At 39.5% G+C, this 5975-nt stretch carries 5 protein-coding genes and 1 pseudogene; 5 read left to right on the top strand and 1 reads right to left on the bottom strand.

The window, feature by feature from the left end; translation table 11 throughout:
* A partial coding sequence (locus AC1DUW_RS19230) for an SDR family NAD(P)-dependent oxidoreductase (protein WP_477643216.1) occupies window positions 1-298 on the bottom strand: 298 nt, incomplete at its 3' end.
* 205 nt (window positions 299-503) lie between these two features.
* Here AC1DUW_RS19230 and AC1DUW_RS19225 point away from each other — a divergent pair.
* The 5 genes and pseudogenes from AC1DUW_RS19225 to AC1DUW_RS19205 all read left to right on the top strand — a co-directional run.
* Window positions 504-1487 carry a Gfo/Idh/MocA family protein gene (locus tag AC1DUW_RS19225; RefSeq protein WP_053345047.1) on the top strand — a complete coding sequence of 328 codons (984 nt, stop codon included), beginning with the start codon at window positions 504-506 and terminating at the stop codon, window positions 1485-1487.
* A 113-nt stretch (window positions 1488-1600) separates the two neighbouring features.
* A complete protein-coding gene (locus AC1DUW_RS19220) occupies window positions 1601-1909 on the top strand; it encodes an iron-sulfur cluster assembly accessory protein (protein ID WP_053345048.1) in 309 nt (102 codons plus the stop codon).
* A gap of 20 nt (window positions 1910-1929) precedes the next feature.
* Window positions 1930-3051, top strand: a complete 1122-nt coding sequence (locus AC1DUW_RS19215; protein WP_053345049.1) for an NADH-dependent flavin oxidoreductase — start codon at window positions 1930-1932, stop codon at window positions 3049-3051.
* 1077 nt (window positions 3052-4128) lie between these two features.
* Window positions 4129-5643 carry a carboxylesterase/lipase family protein gene (locus AC1DUW_RS19210; protein ID WP_477643215.1) on the top strand — a complete coding sequence of 505 codons (1515 nt, stop codon included), beginning with the start codon at window positions 4129-4131 and terminating at the stop codon, window positions 5641-5643.
* 32 nt (window positions 5644-5675) lie between these two features.
* A pseudogene (locus tag AC1DUW_RS19205) lies at window positions 5676-5975 on the top strand (kynureninase); the annotation flags it as partial.

Raw genomic sequence — 5975 nt, 5'->3', positions numbered from 1 at the left:
GGGCTATCACACCGTTGATGCCTGCGTTAGCGAATACGAAATCAATTTTCCCGAAATGGTCGAAGGCTACCTGGTATGCCTTTTCAACTTGATCGGCTTTAGAAACATCGGTTTTGACGATTAAAGCCTCTCTACCAAGGGATTCTACTTCTTCCTTTACCTTTTCGGCATTTTCAACTGTCCGATCAAAAAAGACAATATTTGCACCGTTTTCAGCTAGCTTTAGTGCAGCGCCACGGCCAATTCCTGATCCGCCACCCGTAATTATTGCGACTTTATTTTTCATTAAATCTGTCATAAACTTCACACGCTCCTTTTTAGTTTTCTTTCCCGAATAGGTAGTATGTAGAAACATCATGGCAGTAGTAATATAGAAAGATTATAAAGGAAAATTACCTGAAAAATCCAATTTAAACAGTCGTTGGTCGTCATTTTACTTTTTTTTTTAGTGAATTGTCTGTATATTGAGGACATAATAAGTTAGTTTGAAAGGGGATATGATGATGATACGTTTAGGAGTAATAGGAACAAACTGGATCACTGAGCGATTTTTAGAGGCAGCAAAGCTTGTGGAGGAGTTTTCTTTAACCGCTGTTTATTCACGTACAGAAGAGAAGGCTAAGGAATTTGCCGGAAAATATGGAGTTCATACAATATTTACAAATTTAGAGGAAATGGCCGCAAGCGATGAGATTGATGCTGTATATATTGCAAGTCCTAACTCTCATCACAGCAGTCAGGCAGTGTTATTTTTAGATAATAAAAAGCATGTGTTATGTGAAAAACCATTAGCTTCGAATGCAGTGGAAGTTAAGAAGATGATTGCCGCTGCCAAAAAAAATGAAGTGCTATTAATGGAAGCAATGAAATCAACAGTAATGCCTAACTTTGAAAGTATCGAGAAAAATATTAGTAAAATAGGTACCATACGGCGATTTTCAGGAGGCTATTGTCAATATTCATCACGCTATGACGCGTATAAAAAAGGCACAGTTTTGAATGCGTTCAATCCGGAATTTTCAAGCGGCGCATTAATGGATTTAGGGATTTACGTCATTTACCCACTTGTTGTACTGTTCGGTAAACCAAATAAGATTCAGGCAACAGGAACATTGCTTGAATCAGGGGCAGATGGACAGGGAACCATATTACTTTCCTATGACGAAATGGAAGCGGTCGTAATGTATTCGAAAATTACGGAATCCAACCAGCCATCTGAAATACAAGGCGAACATGGAAGTATTCTCATTAATAAGATTTCCGGACCCGAAGCAGTAGATATCCATTATCGGGATGGTTCTAGGGAAAGTATTTCGGTTAAGCAGGACATGCCTTCCATGTATTATGAAGTTAAAGAGTTTGTTGAATTGATTCATCAGGGTAAAATAGAATCGGATAAAAATTCATTCGCGAATTCACTATTGACTATAGAAATCATGGATGAAGCAAGAAAGCAAATTGGCATCGTTTTTCCTGCTGACCGTTGATAAGCATTTAAATAGACACGGTCTTGGAAGAAGAGTATAAATGGATGTTACAGATATCCTTTAATTGGGTAGAATTTTAGTACATAGATAATATTTATGTTGGAGGAATGGATATGAAATGCAAAATTAACCGTAATGCAGCAAAAGTTTTACAAAATATGTTGAGCAGTGAAGAAGCCGAAGGCAAAATGATTCGAGTATATATCACGCATATGCATGGTGATCATGCTCACTATGAGATGAAACTTGATACGCCGACAGAACATGACGAAATTGTCAAAACAGATAAAGATATAGATATTTTGCTTGATTCACGTGAGGAATTTCTGGATGGGGTATGGATTAAATATTTTTACGTTCCGGAAGAAGGTTTTGAAATTACTAATCCTTCGAAAGAACCTCACGGGCATCACCACCATTAAGAAAAAAAGGGGAGAATGGCATGAATCAAAAATACGAAAAGATCTTTCAACCTTATAAATTTTCTTCAGGGGTAGAAGTGAAAAACCGTATCATGATGGCTCCGATGACAACTTATTCTTCGGATGATCATGGCTTTATAACCGAAGATGAACTGGCTTATTATGCGGAACGCTCGGCAGGTGTTGGTGCGGTGATTACGGCTTGTGCTTATGTAATAGCTGGCGGAAAAGGGTTTCCAGGTCAATTTAGTGTAGATGATGATTTATTTATCCCTTCTTTGAGAAAATTGGCTGAGACGATTCAAGCTAAAGGGTCAAAAGCAATTTTACAAATATATCATGGTGGTCGGCAAAGTCCACCCGAATTAGTACCTGATAACCAACCTGTTTCCGCGAGTGCGATTGCTTTCAAACAAGATGCACCGGTACCACGGGAAATGTCGGAAAACGAAATTCAGGACGTTATTATGGCATTTGGAGAAGCAACTAGAAGAGCCATCGAAGCAGGATTTGATGGCGTAGAAATTCATGGGGCCAATACGTATTTGCTTCAACAATTCTTTTCGCCACACTCGAACCGTCGGACAGATAAATGGGGAGGAACTCTAGGGAAACGATTGATTTTTCCGCTTACCCTTGTAAACGAAGTGGAAAAAACAGTGGCTGAGCATGCGAAAAAGCCATTTATTATCGGCTACCGCATTTCTCCTGAAGAGGGCAGCAATCCTGGAATCACTTTGGATGACACGCTCCAGTTCGTCGATAGACTAGCTAATCAAAACTTAGATTATCTACATATATCGGTAGGTCATTTCTGGAATGGTTCATTCCGTGAAAGTGATAGGACAAAATCCCGAATCGTTAAAATTCATGAAAAGGTTGGTAATCGTATCCCGATAGTCGGTGTAGGCTCCCTACACACACCGGAGGAAGTAGCAGAAGCTATGGAAACAGGCGTGCAATTTATCGCCCTCGGTCGAGAACTGCTTATGGAACCGCATTGGATTGAAAAAATCAGGGCAGGAAAAGAAATTGAAATACGTACGACTCTTTCCAAGAAAGATCAGGATGAACTTGTCATTCCAGATCCACTTTGGGAGAAGTTGATTAATAGAAAAGGTTGGCTTCCGGTAGTAGAGTAAGTGTAAAAAGCATTAGAAATATATAATTCCTTAAATCCGTCCTCTCTTTATTGAGGACGGTTTTTTGTATGGGCAACTTATGCATAGATGGTCTCAATGGGTTGGAATGTACAGGTTCCTTTTCCTAGAAAATAAGCATTCCAATAAGATATATGTTGAGGAAGGCAATTAAAATAGTATTTCGACTACATTTGAACTTGCCTAAACAAATGATACGGGCATCCGTAGCTCATTTTGTGAATTAACCCAACAATCAGTATCCCTAGAGTTACAGATAATCAGACTTATTCCTTTCAAACGGAAAATATCTCTCTAATGGATAAATCTATTTAATATATGCCGAAGAATTGGTAATTAGTCGAACATTCCAATTCCCTGCATAGTAGTCATTACTTCCGGCTTCAAAATAACTAGTCTGGACGTATCGTCCCAGTTTGTAATATAAACGTAAAAATATGTAAACAAATGTTAACTTTACTAGTAATGTACAAGTAGACAAGATATCATCAGACATCAAAGAACTGGAAAAAGAACTGCTTGAATTAAAACCGTTATTGGATCAGCTCGATGATCAGCAATTAAAATTTGCTGCAAAACAGCTGTCCGTTCGAGGAGGGTCTTTATTAAGCATCATTACTATGCTCACCTAAATATTTTCCTCGTTCAACAAAAAAGACCTGAATTGGTCTTTTTTTGTTTTGATTTAATAAAATTCACATCAGGGGAATCACCATTTTGAACAAACTATCTAAATATGAGTAGATAACTGATTTTACTTGCCTATAATATTTTGGTTAAAAGTCTTATCCATGAACAGTGGTTGTCCACTAATAATTTTGGCCGGAGTAATATTCGTGGTCGTATGCCCACTAATGGGAATGTCCACACAATTGCGTTTCTAATCCTTAAGGATGATAGGAATACCGGAATATGAAGTTGACTATGAGTAGAACATTTATTTGAATTATTTTTGGTTGAAATAGCCTTATAAATCTTTTTTCGATAAAGATGAAGGATATAAGGGAATGGAAAAAGAAGAACTTAAGTAACTATAACTATAAGAAGAGGTGAGAGTGTATGATTGGATCAATCGTAACGACGGCAAAAGGACATCTTCAAGGTACTATGGAAAACGATGTATGCGTTTGGCGTGGAGTCAGGTATGCGAAAGCGCCAATTGATGCTTTGCGTTTCCGCTCGCCGGAGCCAGTTGAAAAATGGAGCGGTGTCTTGGATGCAGTGGATTTTGGTGCCGTTCCGCCACAGCCGATGGATCGGGCTGTAAGAACAGGAATGGCTGGCAATGAAAAAATGGATGAGGATTGCTTGTTCCTGAATATTTGGTCACCAAGAGCTGATGATAAGAAGCGCCCGGTCATGGTATGGATTCCTGGTGGGGTATATATAACGGGAGCTGGATCTATTGATATGTACAATGGACATTTGTTGGCTAAGAATGGAGACGTAGTCGTGGTAAGCATCAACTATAGGTTAGGTGCACTTGGATATTTGGATTTTACTGAGTTGACAGATGATGGAGAACCATTTGAAACCAACTTAGGCTTACGTGATCAAGTGGCATCTTTGAAATGGGTGAAAGAGAATATTGAAGCCTTTGGYGGCGACCCTGAGAATGTTACGATATTTGGCGAATCAGCTGGAGGAAATGCCGTAACGACCTTACTTACTGTACCTTCAGCGAGAGGTCTTTTTAAACAGGCTATTGCAGAAAGTTCTGCTCCAACATCTGTTTACGGAAAAGCATTTGCACGACAATTCAGTGAAAAATTCCTGGATATCTTGGGAATTGGCAAGAATGAAATCCATCGATTAAAAACACTTCCAGTTCAAGAAATTGTCGCCGCCTCTTACCAACTCTTACAGGAAAACTCACAAGCTATGCCTGGTTCCCTATCTTTTGGACCTGTCGTTGATGGTGACTTCCTGCCTGATTATCCACTAGATTCGATTCGGTCCGGAAAAGCAAAGGGGATACCCTTGCTTATAGGAACAAATAGAGACGAAGCGACATTATTTGAACAAATGGATCCCCCTTTAATCCCAACTAATGAAGAGATGATTCATAAAATGTTCGAAAATACTGATCCAGAGGCGAAAGAGCGAATTACGAATGCTTATATGAACTTCCCTAAAAAGGAAGCGGCGCTTGGCATTGGCCGTGATGCGACTTTCCATATTCCTTCCGTTTGGTATGCGGAGGCGTACAGTCGTTTTGAAAAAACGTGGATGTATCGTTTTGATTATAAAACGCCGGCACTGCGTTTAAGCAAATTAGGGGCGACCCATGGAATGGAAMTTCTATTTGCCTTCCAGACATTCGACTCGGCATTGGGCAAACGGATTACTTCTTATGGATCCAAAACAGCAGCGCTTAAGGTTTCCCAAAGGATTCAAGGTCATTGGGTTAACTTTGCGAAATATGGAAACCCAAATCCCGAAGAAGGGGAAATCTGGCCGAAATATGATGAAAACAACCACTACACTATGATTTTTGATAAAAAGGATTATATTGAAAAAGATCCTAACAGAATGATAAGGTTGGCCTGGGAGGGAGTAGGGATTTACAAGTGAAATATAGTGGTAAGGAAGAAAGGGCGGACAAAATGGATATAAAAAATTTTATGTCTACAAAAGAGTATGCGAGAACTTTGGATCAGCAAGATGCCCTAGTTTCATACAGAGAGGAATTCTATTTGAATCCCGGAATGATTTATTTGGATGGGAACTCATTGGGACTTTTATCGAAGCGGGCGGAAAAAAGCTTAATGAGGTCATTGGAAGACTGGAAAAGGTTTGGGATAAATGGGTGGATGGAGGGCGCTGAGCCTTGGTTTTACTTTTCTGAGAGATTGGGAGAGTTGAGTGCCCAATTGGTAGGGGCTGCAGGGGATGAAGTGATAATG

This window comes from Peribacillus sp. P4_C12 (assembly GCF_056402095.1).
Note: the sequence above shows the minus strand (reverse complement) of the source record. Positions and strands in the feature narration are given on the sequence as shown.